We start from the raw sequence: 20534 nt of genomic DNA on the forward strand, positions 1-20534 counted from the left end.
AACAGCGCTTGTAGGTAATAATAACAAACCTTGAATTTTAGCAGCAAGCTGTTATTTCTTTCAGCTTGCATTTCAATAAAAATATGCATTTACCAAGGTATTTTCCTGCTGCCAAGCTTGCATTCCGTCAGAGTGTAAGTAAGTTCGACAAGCTCAGGCCTTGTTTTTTACCACCACGCAAGCGCGCAGCAATCCAATGCCCAAGCCGCCCCAAAACTCCGGTCACAATCACTGCGCAGCCCACCCCCCATCCATATTCCACGCCGCTCCCCGGATCTGGCTGCCCGCATCGCTGCATAAAAACACCGCCAGCGCGCCCAATTGCTCCGGCGTGACAAATTCGCCGGACGGTTGTTTTTCCAGCAGCAGGGCGCGTTTCGCTTCTTCGCCAGACAGGCCATCGCGTGCGGCGCGCGCATCCACCTGTTTTTGCACCAGCGGCGTCAACACCCAGCCGGGACAGATCGCGTTTGCTGTCACGCCGCTTTGCGCGGTTTCCAGCGCAGTCACCTTGGTTAAGCCGATCAAGCCGTGTTTGGCGGCGACATAGGCCGATTTTTGCGCCGAGGCGACCAGGCCGTGCACTGAGGCCAGATTGATGATGCGGCCCCAGTTGGCGGCGCGCATGGCCGGCAGCGCAAGGCGGGTGGTGTGGAAGGCGGAACTCAGATTGATCGCCAGAATCGCATCCCATTTTTCCGTTGGGAAATCTTCCAGCGCCGCCACATGTTGAATGCCGGCATTGTTGACCAGAATATCAACCCGGCCAAAGCGTGCGGCGGCGTGCGCCATCATCGCTTCGATTTGCGCCGGCTGGGACATGTCTGCGCCGTCATACTCAACTTGCACCTTGAATTCGGCGGCCAGATCAGCTTGCAATTGCGCGATTTCCGCCGCATCGCCAAAGCCGTTTAACATCAGATTCGCGCCTTGTTGCGCCAATGCGCGCGCAATGCCCAAACCGATTCCCGAGGTGGAACCGGTGACGAGTGCGGTTTTTCCTTGCAACATCGCAGCATCCTTTTTGAAGTTCATCGAAAGCGGCATGGACGCAAACTGCTGCGCCATGTTGCGCCGCAAGCCGGGATTTTACCCCGGTTATCCCTTAAAATGAGCGGGTCTATACAGGAGGTCGCCATGACTTTGCCGCAGCTCCAGCCCCGGATTGAAGAATTGCAATGTTTGTCCAGCGCGGGCTTGCACCGCATGGCCTATAAAGAGTGGGGCAGCCGTGATAACCCGGAGATTTTGATTTGTGTGCATGGCGTGACCCGCGTCGCGGATGATTTCGACGCCTTAGCGCAAGCACTGGGGCATGATTTCCGCGTGATTTGTCCGGATGTGGTCGGCCGTGGCCGCTCCGGCCATCTGCGCAATCCCGCTTTATATCAAATCCCGCAATATGTCAGCGATATGGTGAGCCTGATTGCGCGCGTCACGGCGCATGCGCCGCAGCCGCGCGTTCACTGGCTGGGCACGTCGATGGGCGGTCTGATCGGTTTTGGCCTGGCTTCGCTGCCGGAATCGCCGCTGGCCAGTATGCTGGTGAATGATGTCGGCCCCAGCTTGAATTTTGAAGCGGTGGCGCGAATTGCCGACTATATCGGGCAAGACCCGGTGTTCCCGGATTTTGCCGCCGGCCTGGCTTATGTGCGCACGGTGTCGCAGAGCTTTGGCGCGCATACTGATGCGCAATGGGAAAAAATGGCGCGCGATGTCTTGCGCCAGCAGCCCGATGGCACATGGCGCAAACATTACGATGTGCGCCTGGCGCAAACCTTTAAAAACCTGACGCAGGAAAGCGCAGAGCAGGGCGAGGCGATGTTATGGGCGGCCTGGGATGCGATCCGCTGCCCGACGCTGCTTGTGCGCGGCGCACAATCTGATTTACTGACGCTGGAGACGGCGCGCGCCATGTGCGAACGCGGCCCGCGCCCGCGTATGATTGAGTTGCCCGAAGTCGGTCATGCGCCGACCTTTGTGCATGCCGATCAAATCGCTATTGCACAAGAATTTTTCCTGTCCCAAAAAAAGTGAGAGCAAGATGAGTGAAAACAATCAAGCCAAGCCGCAATTGAGCCGCTTACATGTCGGCGCGCGTTTGTCGGAAGCGGCGATTTTCAATGGCGTGGTGTATCTGGCTGGTCAGGTGCCGGATGACGCCAGCCTGGCTTTGGATATTGAAGGCCAGATGCAGAATGTTTTGCAGCAAATCGACAGCTTGTTGGCGCAAGCCGGCAGTGATAAGAGCCGGGTTTTGATGTGTCAGATTTATTTGCCGGACTTGGCCGATTACGATGGCATGAACCGTGCTTGGGATGCCTGGGTCAGTCCCGGCAATGCGCCGCCGCGCGCCACCGTGCAAGCCAAATTGGCCAATCCGGCATGGCGCGTGGAAGTGGTGTTGTCGGCGGCGCAATATTGAGATAAACAGGCCACAGGCCGGCATGGACGTCAGGGAATATGGTATCGATCGCATTGGCGCGCACTGAACATCAGGCGCAATTGCTTGCAGGCTTGAGTGAAGCGGAAGCGGCGCGGGTGCAATCCGCACTCGATTTCGCCACCCCTTTATATGAGGGGAAGACCGTATTTGCCGGCCAGGACACATTGGATTTTGCTTTGGGCGCAGCCGCTACCGTGGCGACCTTGCGCAGCGATGCGGCGACCCGCATCGCCGCACTTTTGTTTGAGGCGCTGGAAATCGACGCCGGCTTGGGCGAGCGCATCGGCATGGAGTTTGGCAAAGATGTGCAGGATTTGGTGCAGGGCATGCGCCAGTTGTTGCGCCTGCGCACCCTGGCCACTATGGTGCGGGATGCGCCGGTTGAGGGCAAGGGCAAGGGCGCGGCGCAAGCCGCCGGCAGCCAGATCGAGACCTTGCGCAAAATGCTGCTGGCGATGGCGCCGGATATGCGCGTGGTCTTGATTTTGCTCTCGGCGCGCTTAGTCAGCTTGCGCTATTTCGCCGATACCAAGCAATTCGATGAGGTGACGCGCCAATTCGCGCGCGAAACATTGGATATTTATGCGCCGCTGGCCAACCGCCTCGGCATCGGGCAATTGAAATGGGAGCTGGAAGACCTGTCCTTCCGCTTTCTGGAGCCTGAGCAATACAAGCGCATCGCCAAGATGCTGGAAGAAAAGCGCCTCTCGCGCGAAAGCTTTGTGCAGGAGGCGATTGCGCGCTTAAAGTCTGAGCTTGATAGCGCTGGCATCAAGGCGGAAGTGTATGGCCGGCCCAAACATATCTATAGCATCTGGAATAAGATGCGCGGCAAGTCGGTGGATTTTTCCGAGTTGTACGATGTGCGCGCTTTTCGTGTGATTGTGGATGATGAGCGCACCTGCTATACCGTGCTGGGCATGTTGCACAATATCTGGACCTCGATTCCCAAAGAGTTTGACGATTATATTTCGCGCCCCAAGCCGAATGGCTATAAATCGCTGCACACGGTGGTGGTGGCGGATGACGGGCGCGCCATGGAAGTGCAGGTGCGCACCAAAGAGATGCACCATTTCGCCGAATATGGGGTGGCGGCGCACTGGCGCTATAAAGAAGGCGGCAACAGCGCAGGGCAAAAGTTTGATGAAAAAATCGCCTGGCTGCGCCAGCTCTTAGCGTGGAAAAATGATGTCGCCGGCGAGGCGCAGGAGGGCGGCGGGGCGGACTGGAGCGAGCAGATGAAGTCCACCACGCTGGACGATCGCATCTATGTGCTGACGCCGCAGGCGCGCGTGCTCGAACTGCCGGTCGGCTCAACCCCGATTGATTTTGCCTATTATTTGCACAGCGATGTCGGCCATCGCTGCCGTGGGGCCAAGGTGGATGGCGTGATGGCGCCGCTGAATACGGTCTTGAAAAACGGGCAAACCGTGGAAATCATCACCGCCAAAGGGCCGCCGGGCACTGCCGGCCCTTCGCGTGACTGGCTGAGTCCGGGTTACGCCGCCAGTCCGCGCACCCGTGCCAAAGTGCGCGCCTGGTTCCATGCGATTGATCAACAGGAAACCATTGCCGATGGTCGCGGCCAGGTCGAAAAAACCTTGCAGCGCGAAGGCAAGACTTCGGTCAATCTCGAATTGCTGGCGCAAAAACTCGGCTTTAAGAGTGTTGATGAGCTGTATTTGGCGGTCGGCAAGGATGAGTTTTCGCTGCGCACGATTGAGCAGGCCTTGCATGCCGATGTGAATCCGAAAGAGCCGGAGGATGAAGAAGCGGCGGTGGTGAATAAGAGCCGCCATTCTTCAGTGGCGCGCGGCGCTAAATCCGGCGTGCTGGTGGTGGGGACAGACGGTTTGATGACGCAGCTGGCCAAATGCTGCAAACCGGCGCCGCCGGATGAGGTGATCGGCTTTGTGACGCAGGGCAAGGGTGTGTCAATTCACCGCATCGGCTGTAAAAACTTCGCGCAACTGCAATCACGCATGCCGGAGCGCGTGATCGCCACCACCTGGGGCAAGACCGGCAGCGACACCGTGTACCCTGTGGATATCCATGTGCTGGCGAATGACAGGCAGGGTTTGCTGCGCGATATTTCGGATGTGTTTTCGCGCGAAAAAATCAATGTCACCGATGTCAATACGCACAGCGGCAAGGGCTTGGCGCGTATGAATTTCACCTGTGAAATCGGTTCCACCGCGCAATTGCAAAAGGCTTTGCAAAACATTCATGAGGTGCGCGGGGTGCGTGAGGCGCGCCGGCAGTAGGCATCAGGCTGCGCGGGTGAGGCGTTTGAGTCCTGTTGGTATTTGATGGCAGGCGGAGAAATATATGCGGGGCGCGCTGGAAAAAAACGCAGCGGCTTCGCAAAACAAAGAAAAATTTCACAAAAATCCGGATTCGCCTTGCATTTCAAAAATGGGTCTCCTATAATAGCGTCTTCGGGCGGTTAGTTCAGCTGGTTAGAATACTTGGTCGACATCCAAGGGGTCGGGGATTCGAATTCCTCACCGCCCACCAGAATACTCCGGCAAGCCATGTCTCAGACTGGCTTGCCGTTTTTGCAAAGGACATATGATGCGCGCATTCCGAACTACCACGACCACCTTGCTTGGCTAAGGCTTGGTCGTAGTTTTTTGTGAAAGCAGCATCAGCAAAAAAGCGCGGCGAGTCCGCGCTTTTTTCTTGTCTGCAGCCTGAAAATTGCCGGTCTTGCCGCATAGATTCAATGGCATATAACTTTGGAGAGCATCATGCCTGCAATTCGTCTTCCCGATGGTTCTGTGCGTCAATTTGATGGCGCGCTCACGGTGGCGCAGGTGGCGGCAGCCATCGCCCCCAGTCTGGCCAAAGCCGCTCTGGCTGGCCGTGTGAATGGCAAGCTGGTTGATACCTCGCACCTGATTGAGCAGGATGCGGAGCTGGCCATCGTGACTGAAAAAGATGCGGATGGCGTGGATATTCTGCGCCACTCGACTGCGCACTTGCTGGCCTATGCTGTTAAAGAATTGTACCCGGACGCCCAAGTCACTATCGGGCCGGTGATTGAAAACGGCTTTTACTACGACTTTTCCTATAAGCGTCCGTTTACGCCTGAGGATTTGCAGGCGATTGAAAAGAAAATGGCTGAGCTGGCCAAAAAAGATGAGCCGGTCACGCGCAAAGTCTTGCCGCGTGATGAGGCGGTGGCGTATTTCAAATCGATTGGCGAGCACTATAAAGCGGAAATCATCGGCTCAATTCCGGCGGGTGAGGATGTGTCGCTGTATACCGAGGGCAACTTTACCGATTTGTGCCGTGGCCCGCATGTGCCGTCCACCGGCAAGTTGAAAGTCTTCAAATTGATGAAGCTGGCCGGGGCTTACTGGCGCGGCGACTCCAAAAATGAAATGCTGCAGCGTGTGTACGGCACGGCCTGGGCCAAGAAAGAAGATCTGGAAGCCTATTTGCATATGCTGGAAGAGGCCGAAAAGCGCGATCACCGCAAGCTTGGCCGTCAGCTCGATCTGTTCCATATGCAAGAAGAGGCGCCGGGCCTGGTGTTCTGGCATCCGAAGGGCTGGACGGTGTGGCAGCAAGTTGAGCAGTACATGCGTCGCGTGTATCAGGCTGGCGACTATCAGGAAGTGAAGGGGCCGCAAATCCTCGACCGCAGCCTGTGGGAGCGCACCGGGCACTGGGATAACTACCGTGACAATATGTTTACGACCGAATCGGAAAACCGGCAATATGCATTGAAGCCGATGAATTGTCCGGGCCATGTGCAGATTTTCAAATCCGATCTGCGCAGCTATCGCGATCTGCCTTTGCGTTACGGCGAATTCGGCCAGTGCCATCGTAATGAGGCTTCCGGCGCTTTGCACGGCATCATGCGGGTGCGCGGCTTCACCCAGGATGACGGCCATATTTTCTGCAGCGAAGAGCATATCGAAAAAGAAGTGGTGGCTTTCCATCAGCAGGCGATGAAGGTGTATGCCGACTTCGGTTTTAAAGACATCGCGGTCAAGCTGGCTTTGCGCCCGGATAACCGGGTGGGGTCGGACGCGATTTGGGATAAGTCGGAAAACGGCATGCGCGATGCCTTGCGTTCCTGTGGCGTGGAGTGGGAAGAGTTGCCGGGCGACGGCGCCTTTTACGGGCCGAAAATCGAATACCACCTCAAAGATTCCCTGGGCCGCCCCTGGCAGGTCGGCACCATGCAGGTGGACTGGAATACGGCTGAACGTCTTGGCGCCGAATATGTGGCGGCGGACAATACCCGCAAAATCCCGGTCATGTTGCATCGGGCGATTGTCGGCTCGCTTGAGCGCTTCATTGGTATTTTGATCGAAAACCATGCCGGCGCACTGCCGCTGTGGCTGGCCCCGGTTCAGGTCTCGGTGCTCAATATTTCCGATGCGCAAGCCGAATATGCGCAAAAACTGGTGCGCCGTTTGCGCGACGCCGGCCTGCGCGCGCAGGCTGATTTGCGTAACGAGAAAATTACCTATAAAATACGCGAGCATTCCATGCAGAAATTACCCTACATCCTGGTGGTGGGGGATAAAGAGCGTGATGCAAATACGGTGGCCGTGCGGGCGCGAGGCAATGTGGATCTGGGCGTGATGGATGTTGAAGCCCTGCTGCAAAAACTCATACAGGAAGTGGCGGACAAGGTCTGAGCTTTCTGCGCAATCCGCACGGTTTATTCATTTTTAACAGGGATGTCGGGCCAGGCGCCGCATATAAAGAGCAGCGGCGCACCATGCAGACTTTCCTTTTGTGAAGGAAACGGCAATAGCTACCGAAAAGACGCATCGCATTAATGGCGAGATCACGGCCCAGGAAATCCGTTTGAACGGGGTTGATAATGAACAGATCGGCATCGTCAGCTTGACTGAAGCCTTCCGCATGGCGGAAGAGGCGAACGTGGATCTGGTCGAAATCGCACCGAATGCGCAGCCGCCGGTTTGCCGCCTGATGGATTACGGCAAATTCAAGTATCAAGAGCAAAAGCGCGCGCATGAAGCCAAGCTCAAGCAAAAGGTTATCCAGGTCAAGGAAGTCAAATTCCGCCCGGGTACGGATGATGGCGATTACAACATCAAGTTGCGCAATCTGGTCCGCTTCCTTGAGGATGGCGATAAAACCAAGATCACCTTGCGTTTCCGTGGCCGCGAAATGGCGCATCAAGACATCGGTATGCGCATGTTGGAGCGTTTGAAGCTTGATCTGGAACCGTATGGCCAGGTCGAACAGTTTCCCAAGATGGAAGGCCGCCAGATGATTATGGTGCTGGCGCCGAAGAAGAAAAAATAATGCTGACGCCGCCAGCGGCGGCGCCGGGATTAAACAGAACATCCGCAGCCCATGCTGCAGATGAGAGCAGCGCAAGCTGCACAATAAGTGAAAGCAGGCATCCAAGAGCAACTGGCGTTGCCACCTGCAATCATGCCAAAAATGGAGCTGTCCAACAGGACAGAATTGTTATGCCTAAGATGAAAACAAAGAGCTCTGCGAAGAAGCGCTTTCGTGTCCGTCCGGGTGGCACCGTCAAGTGTGGCCACGCCTTCAAGCGTCACATCCTGACCAAGAAAACCACCAAAAACAAACGCCAGCTGCGCGGTATTGTTAATGTTCATGCATCCGACGTCGCATCCGTGATGCGTATGATGCCCACCGCCTAACCACACAAGGAGTCAATATGCCTCGAGTAAAACGTGGGGTTACAGCACGTGCCCGTCATAAGAAAGTTTTGGATCTGGCCAAGGGTTACCGTGGCCGCCGCAGCAAGGTATTCCGTATCGCCAAGCAGGCGGTGATGCGCGCAGGCCAATACGCCTACCGCGATCGCCGTAACAAGAAACGCGTGTTCCGCGCTCTGTGGATCACCCGTATCAACGCTGCAACGCGTCAACACGGCATGACCTACAGCGTATTCATGAACGGCCTGAAAAAAGCCTCGATCGCACTCGATCGTAAAGTGCTGGCCGATATGGCTGTGATGGACAAGGCGGCATTTGCTGCTATCGTCAATCAAGTCAAAGCTGCACGCGCTGCCTGATTCAGGCGCGCCAAGGCCGCGCCGGCGTTAAGCTGGCGCAGACTGAACGGGGCAGGGGTATCCTTGACCCCGTTTTTTGCTTTGCAGGGCCGCCGCACGCGGATGGTTGCGGCAACATCCGGCGCCAAGGCGCCGTTGGGAGGGCGCGACACCGGGTTGCAACGCGCTTGTGCGACTGCAGCAGTTTTTCCGCCATTCCCCTACAATGTTTGTTTTGCCACTGGCAGGATCAAAGATATGGATTCCCTAGAACAACTCGTGAACTCGGCGCAAGCTGATTTTCTGGCGGCTCCGGATGCGGCAGCGCTGGAAAACGCCAAGGCCAAATATCTCGGCAAGACTGGTCAGATCACCGCCTTGATGAAGGGGCTGGGCCAGCTTGAAGCAAGCGAGCGCAAAGCGCAAGGCGCAGTCATTAATGCCGCCAAAGAACAAATCGAACAAGCCTTGAATGCGCGTCGCGACGCACTGGCGAATGCGCAAATGCTGGCGCGTCTGAATGCGGAAAGCATCGACATCACGCTGCCGGGCCGTGGCCGCAGCATTGGCGGTCTGCACCCGGTGCTGCGCAGCTGGCAGCGGATTGAGGAAATTTTCAAATCAATCGGCTTCGCGGTGGCGGATGGCCCGGAAATCGAAGACGATTGGACCAATTTCACCGCCCTCAACAACCCGGAAAATCATCCGGCGCGTTCGATGCAAGACACTTTCTACATCGACGGCCAGGATTCCAGCGGCAAGCCTTTGCTGCTGCGTCCCCATACCAGCCCGGTGCAGGTGCGCTATGCGCGCCACAATAAGCCGCCGATTAAAGTCATTGCGCCGGGACGCACTTACCGCGTCGATAGCGACGCCACCCACTCGCCCATGTTCCACCAGGTGGAAGGCTTGTGGATTGCCGACAACATCAGCTTCGCCGATTTGAAAGGCGTGTATCTGAATTTTGTGCGCGCCTTCTTTGAAACGGACGATTTGCAAGTGCGTTTCCGTCCCTCTTATTTCCCGTTTACCGAGCCGTCGGCGGAAATCGATATCGCGTTTGGCAGCGGCCCGCTGAAAGGGCGCTGGCTGGAAGTCTCGGGTGCGGGCCAGGTGCATCCGACGGTGGTGCGCAATTTCGGTCTGGACCCGGAACAATTTGTCGGCTTTGCGTTTGGCTCCGGCATTGAGCGTCTGACCATGCTGCGCTATGGCATCAATGATTTGCGCCTGTTCTACGAAGGCGATTTGCGCTTCTTGAAGCAATTCAATTGATCCGGGAAATGAAAAAACATGCGGCTGGCAGCGTGCCGCCGCAAGGAAGGCTTTGATCATGCAATTCTCTGAAAACTGGCTGCGCACGATGGCCGATCCGAAGCTGACTTCGGATGAACTGTCCCACCTGCTGACCATGGCGGGGCTGGAAGTGGAAGAAACCGAGGCGGTCGCTCCGCCATTTTCAAATGTGGTGGTGGCCAAGGTGCTGGAAGTGGCGCCGCATCCGAATGCTGACCGCCTGCGCGTGTGCCAGGTCGATGTTGGCGCCGGTGCTGTGTTGAATATCGTGTGCGGTGCGCCGAATGTGCGCGCCGGCATGAAGGCGGTGTGCGCCAAAGCCGGCGCCGTGTTGCCGCCGGGTGATGATGGCAAACCGTTTGAAATCAAAGTGGGCAAGCTGCGCGGGATTGAATCGCAAGGCATGATGTGTTCTGCGCGCGAACTCAAATTATCAGAAGAGCACAGCGGCTTGATGGAACTGCCGGAAGATGCGCCGGTGGGACAGAATATCCGCGACTATCTGGAACTCAACGATCTCAAGTTCACCATCAAACTCACGCCCAATAAGGCGGATTGTCTGTCTGTGCTGGGGGTGGCGCGCGAAGTGGCGGCGCTCACCGGCTGCGAATTGAAGACGCCGGAAATCCATCCTGTCGCAGTGACGCTGGATGAAAAGCTGGCGGTCAAGGTCAGCGCGCCGGATTTGTGCGGGCGTTTTGCCGGTCGCATCATTCGCGGCTTGAACGTCAAAGCGCAAACCCCGGACTGGATCAAGCAACGCCTGGAGCGCTCCGGCCAGCGCCCGGTTTCACCGCTGGTGGATATTTCCAATTACGTTATGTTTGAACTGGGCCGTCCGTCCCATGTGTTCGATCTGGCCAAGATCGAAGGCGGCTTGGAAGTGCGCTGGGGGCGCAAGGGCGAGCAGCTCAAACTCTTGAACGGCAATACGATTGAACTCGACGAATGGGTGGGCGTGATCGCTGACGCCAAGCAGGTTGAATCGCTGGCCGGGATCATGGGCGGCGACTATACCGCAGTCAGCGATGACACCACCGACATCTATCTTGAAGCCGCCTTCTGGTGGCCGCAGGCGGTGCAGGGGCGTTCGCGTAAATTCAATTTTTCAACCGATGCCGGCCACCGTTTCGAGCGCGGCGTCGATTTTGAAAACCTGGTCGAACATATTGAGCGCATCACCGCTTTGATCGTGGAAGTCTGCGGTACGCCAGACACCCGGGTCGGCCCGGTGGATGACACCATTGTCAACCTGCCGCAGCGCAAACCGGTCAAGATGCGCACCGCGCGCGCCGCCAAAATCATCGGCATCCCGTTTACTGACGCGCAAGTGGCGGATATCTTCTCACGCTTGAAACTGCCTTTCACGCTGGAGAATGGCGTGTTTGAGGTGACCCCGCCATCTTTCCGTTTCGATCTGGAAATCGAAGAGGATTTGATCGAAGAAGTGGCGCGCATTTACGGCTTTGACAATATCCCGGCCTTGCCGCCCTTGGCGCGCAGTGAAATGCGGGCCGAGCCGGAAAGCCGGCGCGGCGTGTTTGCGCTGCGCGAACGCATGGCGGATCAGGGTTACCAGGAAGTGGTGAATTACAGCTTCGTGGATGATAAGGACGAGGCGAATCTGGCCGGCAATCAGGCCCCGATCCGTCTGCTCAATCCTATCGCCAGCCAGATGAATGTGATGCGCAGCAATCTGTTCTCCGGTCTGGTCGGTAATTTGTGCTACAACCTCAACCGCAAACAGCGCCGCGTGCGCGTGTTTGAGTTGGGCGCAGTGTTTTTGCGTGATGACAGCGTGCAAGACGGCCCGCTCACGATCAAAGGCTTTGCCCAGCCCAAGCGCTTGGCGGCCTTGGCGTATGGCCCGGCCTTTGATGAGCAATGGGGTATGGCCACGCGCAATGTGGATTACTTTGACCTGAAAGCCGATCTGGAAGCCATGCTGGCGCCGGCGCAAGCGGAATTTGTGCGCACCGAGCATCCGGCGCTGCACCCGGGCCGCTCTGCCGCCGTGATGTTGGATGGTGTGCAAATCGGCGTCTTGGGCGAATTGCATCCACGTTGGCAGCAGCACTATGATTTGCCGCTGGCGCCGGTCTTGTTTGAGTTGGATGTCCAAGCCTTGCAAGCGCGCCATGTGCCCAAATATCAGGACGTGCCGAAATTCCAGCCGGTGCAACGCGATTTGGCCTTTGTCGTCACGCAGCAGACTGCAGCGGCGGATTTGATCAAGGTATTTGACGCCGCGCGCCAAAGCATCCCGGCTTGCGCGATTTTGCAAAGCATGAATTTGTTTGACGAATATCGCGGCAAGGGCTTGGGCGAGCAGGAAAAGAGCCTGGCTTTCAGCGTCACCTTGCAAGATGCGCAAGCGACATTGCAAGATGAGGCTGTGGAGGCGGCGGTGAGCGCACTGGTCGCGCTGGCGGCTGAGCGTTGCGGCGCGCGTTTGCGTTAAAGCGAGGAGGAAAAGAGCATGAGCGTGGATCTGGATCATGATCTGCAGCGCGCCATGCAAGCCGCGAATGCGCGCTTGCAGGCCGAAAAGGAATTGCCAACCTTGACCAAGGCGGAGCTGGCCGAGATGCTGTTTGAGCGGGTCGGCTTGAATAAGCGAGAGTCCAAGGATATGGTGGAAACCTTTTTTGATGAGATCCGCGATGCCTTGGAGCGCGGCGAAGAAGTCAAGCTGTCTGGCTTTGGCAACTTTCAGCTGCGCGACAAACCGCAACGCCCCGGGCGTAATCCGAAAACCGGCGAGGAAATTCCGATTACCGCGCGGCGTGTGGTAACGTTTCATGCCAGCCAGAAATTGAAGGCGATGGTGGAGGGGGAGGCGCAAGTCGCCACTCCGCTGGCCTGAGTAATTTTTCGCATGTGACGAAAGCTTGCCATGACCGACAAAAACCAAAAGAGCGACCTGATTGAATTGCCGCCGATTCCCGCCAAACGCTATTTCACAATCGGCGAGGTGAGTGAGCTGTGCGCGGTCAAGCCGCATGTGTTGCGCTATTGGGAGCAGGAATTCACGCAGTTAAAACCGGTCAAGCGGCGCGGCAACCGGCGCTATTATCAGCATCACGAAGTGCTGTTGATCCGGCGCATTCGCGAATTGTTGTATGAGCAAGGCTTCACCATCAGCGGCGCGCGCAACAAACTCGATAGCCGTTTATCCGGTCAAGAAGAGTTGCCGCCGGAGCCGGAATTCAAGCTTGATCCGGAAGAGCTGCGCGCCGAGCTGCACGCCATTCTTGATTTGCTTGGCAAGCAGCCGGCTGGCAGCCTGTAGGGCTTGCTTGAACGCATTGAAACAGGGCAGGGCGGGGCGCATTTACTGATGGCGCCGCAAGTCGCAGGCATATCTGGCAAAAGACGTGAAATATAGCCTGCCCTGCGGCTTGCCCTTTGCCCAACCCGGCGGGCGGCCTGTCTGGCAGATACTCAATCCTGTTTTGCCTCCGCCGGCGCATCGTTTGCCGCCGGCGCGCCTTTTCCCGCCAGACTGTTCATGGATGGGCCGGCGTTCAGAAGCTGTACTTCAATCAGCATTTTACTTTTCACATCCATGCCGTCCACGCGTCCCGGGGTAAAACGCAGACGCATGAAATGCAAAGCCACTTGTTGCGCCTGTTCACGGTTCAGACTGCTTTTTTGCACTTCCACCCGGTCCATTGCCCCGTCTTCATTGATCATCAATTGTAAAACCAGGATTTGCCCATCAATGCCGGGAATCGCGATGCTTAATTCATTGCTGACGTTTTCAAGCAGGCGTGGGGCTTGGTCTAATTCCTGGCGGCTGAAATAGTAGGCCCCCAGATTGCGAAACATCGCTTGATCTCCCTCTGTGGCTTGGGCCGGGCTGAGCGGTTCTGCGCGGGGCGCCGGGGAGGGCGTTGTACTCAGAAGCGGCGCTGGCTCGCTTGCTTGTGCTTCTTGCTGCTCGGCAAGCGATGCGCTGGCCGGGCTGGCATCGGCAATGGCTGGAGCGATTTGCTGTGGTGCTTCATCGGAAAGAATATCGGCCAGCATGATGTCCGGGCTGGTTTTTGGCGCCAGGCTTTCAGGATAAGACGGCAGAAACAGTAAGAGGTGGGATAAGAGTACAGTCGCGAGGCAGATGCTGCGGGCGGCAGTCCAGGTCTTACCCTGGACTGGGAACAACATTGGGTCAGATGCAGAAACAGCGGATGGGCGTGTACGCGGGATGCGCACACGCCCTTGGTGTTTAGCGATGGTCGATAAGTTCACGCCAGGTTACCCGTTTAACTTTTCCCGAAGGAGATTGAATCGGCGGGGCGGCAACCGTACGTGTGCCATCAGACATCTGAATAATGGCGATGATGGTGTTGTTCGGCAGTTTCGCCACCACCGGACGGGTGGCAATGGTATTGCCGAGGTTTTTACCAACCACGCCGCCAGTGCTGGAATTCACCGGGCCGCCGGTTTTATAGTCCAGGAAGTATACATAACTGTAGCCGCCGATAGTACATGCGCTCGCATTCGGCACATTCGTGGTCAGCACCAGCGTTCCTGAGATCAATTGCGGATCTGTATTGATACGCTCGCCACGATCAGGCAAATCCAGGTACCAGCCGGCCATCGTCGTAAAATCGACCGGGTTGCTGGTGGCGTTACGCACGGATTGGCCAAGTGAGCAGATTGATGACGGCACCCCGGACGGACATGTGCCGGAGGTGATGGTTTGTTGGACAAATTTGCTGCCGCTGCGCGGGTTGCCCCAGTCAGCACTGGCGGTGAGCAGATCTTTTATCGCATAAACCGATTGCACATTTGTGTCCGCCAAGTCACTGGCGCCAAGATAGCGGCCGGTGCCGACGTACACCACTGGATAATTGCCAACCAATGCAATTTCGGGTTTTGCTGTAATCGGTTGCGTTACACCGGTCGGGCCGCTGACTGTCGCCAGTTTTTGCGCTTCGTTACCGGCAGGCTCGACATTGTCATCAATGTCAATGCGCCAGACATTACCCAGTAAATCACCGCTATATGCCCTCACGATGGTGTTGTCCAAATCTGAATCTTCCACCCAGGTGGCGATTTGCCCCAGACCGCTTGGCGTACCGCTTGATCCGGTATTCGTGCTGATTTTGCTCTTGATGCTTCCGGTATAGGCATCCAGCACATATACATAGCCTTTGCCATCGCCTGGCGAAACGTTGTTGTAGCCGGAACTGATCAAGGCGACCCATGTGCCGTCTTTGAGCTTGCCAACGGTGGCTTTGCCGAAGCTGTAGCCAAGATTGGCGTCGCTGCTGTAGCCGCCGCCTTTCCCGGTGTCAGAGGTGAATTCCCACAATGCTTTGGGATTGAGGGGATCGGTCACATCCAGTGCATAGTAGCCGCGACCGCCGGCATTCAAGCCGCCGATAATGATGGTGCGCCAGGAGCCGGCGGCATAAACATCAGCCTGCACAATGGTGCCATCCACGGTGTAAATATGCTGGGTGGCGTAATTTTTATCGGCCAGCTTATACATATTCGCCATCACCAGATTCGGCACATAGGCCCAAGCCTCAACCCCGGTTTCAGCATTGAACGCATGCAACATGCCATCATTCGCGCCGACATACACCATACCCTGGCGTGTGCTTGCGCTGGATTTGAAGGAAGAATAGCCGGAATCGTTGTAATTGAATTGCGGGGTTTTGGTGTACACCGCTTCCGAGTTGACGATATCGCCCAGCACATGATTGCGGGCGCGGAAAAATTTACTGACATCGGTCGCCGGGCCTTCATTGCTGCGATCGCCGCGCAGATATTCCACCAATGCGTTTCCTGCGGCGCTCGTCTGATCGCCTGCCGAGAGGCAGGTGGAGCCGGATGCGCAGAATTGGCTCAGACCCGAAATAGCCGGGGTGGTGAAATAAGTTTTTTCTGTGGCGCTCAAATTCGACCAGTTAAAGATTTTTAAATTATTGGTCTGGCCCGGCGCATAGGTGTAGATAGTGCGGCTGGTATTGGCGTCGAGCAAAGATTGCGCTGACCAGTCTGCTGCCGATGACGGTTGGCCGGTATTGATATCGATTTGATTACGCACCATCTCGCCATCCCAATTCACCGAGGTGAAAGTGGAACTGAACAGGAAATTGTCGCCAGTGGAGATATTCGGATTACTCGTCGTTGCCGCTGATGAAGAGCCGGTGCGGGCCGATACCCCTGCCAAGGCGGATGAGATGCCGGAAGTCAGTAAGGACGGGTTGCTGGCGCTGAAATATGTGCCGTAGCCATTAACAGCCGCATGCCACAGATCGTCAATCGTGGTTTGACCATTATTCGTCGGTTTTGGCCAGTTGCAAATGCCCCCGGTTTGCCAGGTGCAAATACCGGCAGCAGGGCTGGCGCTGTTGCCGTTTTTGATGTTGAAGTAATCGCCACTGGTCGCACTGGCATAACCAGCCGTGTATTGCATTTGACCGTTCGCTCCCAAACCGACAGTAAATGTCGTCATATGTTGATGCGCTGCCGCATCCAGGCCGCTGATCGGCACATTATTGGCGCAGACATCATTGCCGCTGCTTGCCGGCGGCACAGGCGAGCCGGTGCAATTGGAGGTTCGCAAATCAGTTTTGTAATAATAAGCCGCCACATCGGATAAGGTATTTGCTGTTCTGTCCCCGTCCAATTGCGGTCTTTGTAAATCACCATCCTGATCGCCAATTGCAGTCACGCCATCGATTTGATAACCGCCGGGATCGCTCTCATTCCAATAGCCGTCAGTGGAGAGAATGGTGAAATTCTGCTGGCAGGAGTATTGCATTGGATCAACCACGGTGACGCCATTCAGTGAGCCGCCGTTCAAGGCGCCTGCATACAGGCGGCCAGCATTGGTCAATGCTTTTCTTAAGGGGGTCGAGCCGCTTGGGCGCGCCGCCACCATCTTGGCATACCAGGAACTGCGCTGGCTGCTGTTGAAGGTATTCAAATTAATGAAATCAGAGGAGCCTGAGCTGTTGTTAATGGTCAGATAGCCCACCCGATAGCGGCTGTCGATAGGATTAAACGCAATCGAGGTGGACGATTTCATCATTTGCATCCGTGTGTGGTAGTAAGTCCACCAGTTTGCAAAATTGGTCATTTCCTCGTTGTAGGTGCAGGTTGCGCCGGCGCAGTCAGTGCGGGTGGCTGCTTTGGCGGCAGTGCCCGGGAATGGATAGCTGTTGACCGCAGGCACGATGTCGGTGCGCACGAAGGAACCGTAGTATTGCGTAGGGGTGGCGGGCACTGCCGGCTGATAAGGGATATACGGCTGGCCGGTTACGGCGGTCACCCCGCCCGAAAACGCCGGGCTGGCAGGGCTGGTGGCCAGATTGCACAGTGAGCCGGTTTTGCTATGGCTGATGCTGACTGGAAACGTGATATTGCCCTGCGCCAGGGTGCCGTAGATGGTCAACACATTGCCGGCGACAGTTGCGGTATATCCGCTGCCGATCTTGCTGCGTACGCTGTCAGCCAGGCTGCTGGATGAGGTGGACGCGGAAGAGCTGGACGTCATCACATTTGAGCCATTCACTTTGACTTGGGTCACGGTCACTTTATTGCTGCCGTTACAGGTTCCGCTCAATGTAAAAGTGATATTGACTGTGGCTTTTACAGCCGCCACCGGGGCAATATAGGGTTGGCCCGGCACCTCAGGTGAACCGGCTGTGCCTGGCGTGAAGAATTTTGTCGGGTAGCGCACATACTGATAAGTGCCGGTACGGGTCGCCTGACACAGGGTTGCGGTGGCGGTTGGATTGGCGCTGGCGGCGGTGGTTGCAGCACTGGTGCTGCACCAGCGCACATAAGCCGGATGCACGAAGGCGCCGCCTTGCGTAGCTTGGCAGTTTCTCAGTTGAGGCGAATCACAGTATTCGCCGGGCAAAATAGTATAAAAATGAGGGCCGAATGTGCGTGCGCTGACCGTAGAAGCGGCGGGGCTGCCGGTGGCGACAAAACCTGTGCCGGAGCCGGTCGTGGCATGGAAAGTTCTATAACTCTTGCCATTCACAGTGCCGGGCAGAATATAGTTATCGTTGCGCAGGCAGTCTGTATAGCTGGTGTCGGTACACCATTCCAGATCCGGAAACTGCGTGAGCAGGTTGGTCGATTGTGTGTTTTGCACGTTGTAGGCGTCATTTTTCACCGCAGTCCAGGAGGTGATATTCGGCCAGCTGCTGCCATCGGCTTTGATCGGCGGGGTATACGTGATGGCCGGATTGTATGCCACGCCATTGAATGTCGCCGCTAAAAATGGAGGATGCGCACGCCATGTGCCAAATGGCGCCGCAGTCGATGTGCTTTTATGCCAGCAGGCACTGCTGCCCGAACCGCCGCTGCTGGCGCTATCTCCACAGCAGGCGGCATTGTAGGCCCCGCCTGTGGTTTTGCAATAGCTGTCGTTGACATGGTCCGGCATGTAATCCCAATCCATGCTGCCGGAATCATCCAGGATAAACATAATATTCGGCAGAACCGATGAGGTGGCGGATGTCACCAGCGGCGCATTTGAGATATCCGCCAGGGCTGCCTGGGCTAACTGAGGCGTCGCCAGCGGCAGTAAGAGCCACGCCCAGATGGGCAGGCGGCGGTGGGACGGACGTGAGATTTTCATGACTGCCTCTTTCTTTCCAGGCCGGGCGCCTGTTATAACATGACCATGGTTTCCACGAAGCTCGCCGTGCTGCGCGGACCTTGTACGCGGGTGAGGATGCGGTAATACTTGGAGCCGGTAAACGAGGGTTTTGCGTCTCCCCCGCGCCGGCTGGAGCCTGCTCTTTGCTCTGTTGAATCCTGCATCAAGTCCGGCAGTGCGCAACCAGGAGATGCGCCGGTTGAGGTACATACCCGGTCAATCACATATTCAATCGTATTGCCGGTGCTGTCTTCGCCAAGTGAGACGACGCCTGCCGGGCGCAGGGTGTTATCCCAATACGCGCTCCAGCTGGTGCCATTAGGCGGGGTGCGCAGAGTGGCGCTGTAGCCACGGCTGAAGTCGTTGTTGTCTAATACAACTGTGCCGCCATTTTGCTGTAACCAGTTAACCGCAGTTTCCTGTCCCAGGGTTGCGGATAACAGTGTGGCTTGTTGAAATGCCAAATTGCCGGCAATCATCGTGGTGATATGCACAGAACGCACCAGTGCGACGCCTCCCAGCGTCATTGCAACCAGCATAATCAGGGTGATCAGCAGGACCACGCCGCTTTGCTGCACAGGCCGTTTATCGGGAATAGCTTGCATGATGCGCTCCGATTTACTGAGTAATATTCCGAATCGGGATGGTGGTCTCGAATATTTTGTAGCGATAGTGTTGCCAATCGCTCAAATGACTCAAATTCAAGGGCAGGGTGGCGCTGCCTTGCCAGCTTGGCGTGGCGAGTGTGACAGCGGTTTTTTCGTATTGTGCGCTGCGCGCCACCAGGGCCAGTTGAATCCCCAGAATGTTTTGCCAGGATGCGAAGCTTTCTGTCGGCAGTGGCGTGACTTGATCCCATTGTGAGGCGCCGCCACGGCTGACGGTTTGTTTGGCATACCGCGCGCGCATGCTGACGACATTGTCCGCCACAGCTTGCCAGATTGCCGGATCGCTTAAGCCGGTACGGCAGTCGTTTTGCATAAAATCGCATTGCATCAGGCGGCTGTTGCGCACCGCATATGCCAAAATCCGGGGCGACAGGCCGACATCAAACAGCCAATCTCTGACAGTTACGGTAGCGTCCCCTGCGGCGGTCGTGACTCCGCCAGGATCAGTTGCAACCACGCGCGTCATCGTGCGGGCGCAGGGAAATGCGGTTGAGTCAGGCCCTGGAATAACCCGTGTATTGATGTTAAACAGCGCAGGGCTGACCATCCGGAAGTTATCCGGGGAGGGATGGCCATTGATCCGATCTCCGCTTGGAATGCCCATGCCATTGCCCACATATACCAGCAAAGTGTCAGAGTTGCTGTCGCCCGCAGGAATCACATCCGTGCCGGGATTGATAATTGTTGCGCCGATAGCCGGCAGTGTGACGCCTGACTCCAAGCGCAGACTGCAGCCCAGCAAGTTTCTTGCGGTGAAGCCAAAACCGCCTTGCCGGATATCGCGTTGCAGGGAGTAAATCGCCAGTGCGCCGGAAGTTTGCGCATCGTCGCCGCTGGTGGTGGCGCGTTTGCCGGAATCAGTCAAATTAAACACCTGCAGCATCACCAGCATGCCCAACATGCCGATGGCCAGACCGACCAGAACTTCAATCAAACTGAAGCCGCTGCGATGCTTTGCTGGATATGTGGCTGTTGCGTGCATGGCAGTCCTCATAAGTCCGAAACTTGAGCGGAGACCGTGTATTGGTGGTAGGGCGCGCTGCTGGCTTCGCCCGGATGTTTCCAATAAATCGTCAAGGTCGCCACGCTGACTCCACTGAAACTGTTGGCGATAGTCACAACCGGTGGTTTGGCGGAGGCGCCTGGCAAGTTTGCCACCACCCGTGCATACCAGCTGCTGTAAAAAGGATTGGTGATCACTGGCGGCTCATTTTCACGCAGCGGCAAGCCGCCTGAAAAATTACTGCTCATATAATCCTGGCCGCGCTGACTGGCCCACATTTGACCGATATAGTCATTCGCCAACAGCGCCGCATCAGTGCGGTATTTGCTCGCCGCTGCCTGTTTTGCGGATGCCGCATTCAAGCCGACCAGCGCCAGAATGCCGAGTGAGAAAATAACAATCCCAAACACCGCTTCAAGCAGCATGGAGCCGCGTTGAAGTGTGCGCAGAGTTGGACGGGTTTTCAT

At 56.6% G+C, this 20534-nt stretch carries 17 protein-coding genes and 1 tRNA gene; 12 read left to right on the plus strand and 6 right to left on the minus strand.

Features of this window, described 5'->3' with window-relative positions; translation table 11 throughout:
* Nucleotides 1-228 precede the first annotated feature (228 nt).
* Complete coding sequence (locus V8J88_RS04520) at nucleotides 229-1011, minus strand: 3-hydroxybutyrate dehydrogenase (protein ID WP_338848065.1); 783 nt, start codon at nucleotides 1009-1011, stop codon at nucleotides 229-231.
* Between the two features lie 126 nt (nucleotides 1012-1137).
* On the opposite strand from V8J88_RS04520, the gene V8J88_RS04525 reads away from it, so the two are divergent.
* The 12 genes from V8J88_RS04525 to V8J88_RS04580 all read left to right on the plus strand — a co-directional run bounded on the left by V8J88_RS04525 (nucleotide 1138) and on the right by V8J88_RS04580 (nucleotide 13053).
* Nucleotides 1138-2037 carry an alpha/beta hydrolase gene (locus tag V8J88_RS04525; RefSeq protein WP_338848067.1) on the plus strand — a complete coding sequence of 300 codons (900 nt, stop codon included), beginning with the start codon at nucleotides 1138-1140 and terminating at the stop codon, nucleotides 2035-2037.
* A 7-nt stretch (nucleotides 2038-2044) separates the two neighbouring features.
* Entirely contained in the window at nucleotides 2045-2425 is a 381-nt protein-coding gene (locus tag V8J88_RS04530) for a RidA family protein (protein ID WP_338848069.1), read from the plus strand.
* Between the two features lie 38 nt (nucleotides 2426-2463).
* Nucleotides 2464-4710 carry a bifunctional (p)ppGpp synthetase/guanosine-3',5'-bis(diphosphate) 3'-pyrophosphohydrolase gene (locus V8J88_RS04535; protein ID WP_338848071.1) on the plus strand — a complete coding sequence of 749 codons (2247 nt, stop codon included), beginning with the start codon at nucleotides 2464-2466 and terminating at the stop codon, nucleotides 4708-4710.
* Nucleotides 4711-4886: 176 nt separating this feature from the next.
* A tRNA-Val gene (locus V8J88_RS04540) sits at nucleotides 4887-4963 on the plus strand.
* Nucleotides 4964-5196: 233 nt separating this feature from the next.
* Nucleotides 5197-7104: a threonine--tRNA ligase gene (gene thrS, locus V8J88_RS04545; RefSeq protein ID WP_338848073.1), complete on the plus strand. Its 1908-nt coding sequence runs from the start codon at nucleotides 5197-5199 to the stop codon at nucleotides 7102-7104.
* 100 nt (nucleotides 7105-7204) lie between these two features.
* Nucleotides 7205-7741, plus strand: a complete 537-nt coding sequence (gene infC / locus V8J88_RS04550; protein WP_338848075.1) for a translation initiation factor IF-3 — start codon at nucleotides 7205-7207, stop codon at nucleotides 7739-7741.
* Nucleotides 7742-7911: 170 nt separating this feature from the next.
* Entirely contained in the window at nucleotides 7912-8109 is a 198-nt protein-coding gene (gene rpmI / locus V8J88_RS04555) for a 50S ribosomal protein L35 (protein ID WP_338849834.1), read from the plus strand.
* 17 nt (nucleotides 8110-8126) lie between these two features.
* Complete coding sequence (gene rplT / locus V8J88_RS04560) at nucleotides 8127-8486, plus strand: 50S ribosomal protein L20 (protein ID WP_338848076.1); 360 nt, start codon at nucleotides 8127-8129, stop codon at nucleotides 8484-8486.
* A 237-nt stretch (nucleotides 8487-8723) separates the two neighbouring features.
* Nucleotides 8724-9740 carry a phenylalanine--tRNA ligase subunit alpha gene (pheS, locus tag V8J88_RS04565; protein ID WP_338848078.1) on the plus strand — a complete coding sequence of 339 codons (1017 nt, stop codon included), beginning with the start codon at nucleotides 8724-8726 and terminating at the stop codon, nucleotides 9738-9740.
* Nucleotides 9741-9798: 58 nt separating this feature from the next.
* The gene (gene pheT / locus V8J88_RS04570) at nucleotides 9799-12222 is read left to right on the plus strand and encodes a phenylalanine--tRNA ligase subunit beta (protein ID WP_338848080.1); all 2424 of its coding nucleotides are present in this window, start codon (nucleotides 9799-9801) and stop codon (nucleotides 12220-12222) included.
* Between the two features lie 18 nt (nucleotides 12223-12240).
* Nucleotides 12241-12627: an integration host factor subunit alpha gene (locus V8J88_RS04575; protein ID WP_338848081.1), complete on the plus strand. Its 387-nt coding sequence runs from the start codon at nucleotides 12241-12243 to the stop codon at nucleotides 12625-12627.
* 30 nt (nucleotides 12628-12657) lie between these two features.
* Nucleotides 12658-13053: a MerR family transcriptional regulator gene (locus V8J88_RS04580; protein WP_338848083.1), complete on the plus strand. Its 396-nt coding sequence runs from the start codon at nucleotides 12658-12660 to the stop codon at nucleotides 13051-13053.
* A 152-nt stretch (nucleotides 13054-13205) separates the two neighbouring features.
* On the opposite strand, the gene V8J88_RS04585 is transcribed toward V8J88_RS04580, so the two are convergent.
* From V8J88_RS04585 to V8J88_RS04605, 5 genes are all read right to left on the minus strand, one after another.
* Nucleotides 13206-13928 (minus strand): hypothetical protein, encoded by a 723-nt coding sequence (locus tag V8J88_RS04585; RefSeq protein WP_338848084.1) that lies wholly within the window; start codon nucleotides 13926-13928, stop codon nucleotides 13206-13208.
* 61 nt (nucleotides 13929-13989) lie between these two features.
* Nucleotides 13990-18375, minus strand: coding sequence for a PilC/PilY family type IV pilus protein (locus tag V8J88_RS04590; protein ID WP_338848085.1), 4386 nt, complete (start codon nucleotides 18373-18375; stop codon nucleotides 13990-13992).
* A gap of 32 nt (nucleotides 18376-18407) precedes the next feature.
* Complete coding sequence (locus tag V8J88_RS04595; protein WP_338848086.1) at nucleotides 18408-19001, minus strand: hypothetical protein; 594 nt, start codon at nucleotides 18999-19001, stop codon at nucleotides 18408-18410.
* A gap of 13 nt (nucleotides 19002-19014) precedes the next feature.
* Entirely contained in the window at nucleotides 19015-20046 is a 1032-nt protein-coding gene (locus tag V8J88_RS04600; protein ID WP_338848087.1) for a PilW family protein, read from the minus strand.
* Nucleotides 20047-20054: 8 nt separating this feature from the next.
* Nucleotides 20055-20534: a hypothetical protein gene (locus V8J88_RS04605; protein ID WP_338848088.1), complete on the minus strand. Its 480-nt coding sequence runs from the start codon at nucleotides 20532-20534 to the stop codon at nucleotides 20055-20057.

It is taken from the genome of Massilia sp. W12, assembly GCF_037300705.1.
Classification (GTDB): Bacteria; Pseudomonadota; Gammaproteobacteria; order Burkholderiales; family Burkholderiaceae_D; genus JACPVY01.